General features: G+C 80.5%; 1 pseudogene. It reads left to right on the top strand.

Going from position 1 to position 251, the window contains the following annotated elements:
* Nucleotides 1–251, top strand: a pseudogene (locus AMS65_RS19870) (MFS transporter); the annotation flags it as partial.

The raw sequence follows: 251 nt of genomic DNA, 5'->3' as shown, positions 1-251 counted from the left end.
CCCTCGCCTGCGACTCCGTCCCGCCAGCGACGCTCCCCACCGCGCTCGTGCTCGCCTCGGCCGCCGGCGGGCTCGGCGCCGGCCGCTTCGCCTCCGGCCGCCTGCGCCGCCCGCTCGCCATCGACGGCCTGGTCGTCGCGGCGCTCGCGTTCGGCCTCGCCGCCTCCGTCGCCGCCCCCGCCGTCGCCATCACCGGGCTCATCGTCGGCGGCGCGGGCGTCGGTGCAGCGATCGCGACGTCAGGTGCAGCC

Origin of the sequence: Leucobacter celer subsp. astrifaciens, assembly GCF_001273835.1 — a bacterium.
GTDB classification, from domain to species: domain Bacteria; phylum Actinomycetota; class Actinomycetes; order Actinomycetales; family Microbacteriaceae; genus Leucobacter; species Leucobacter celer.
The sequence above is the reverse complement of the archived record's forward strand: the minus strand, read 5'-3'. Positions and strand labels throughout refer to the sequence as shown.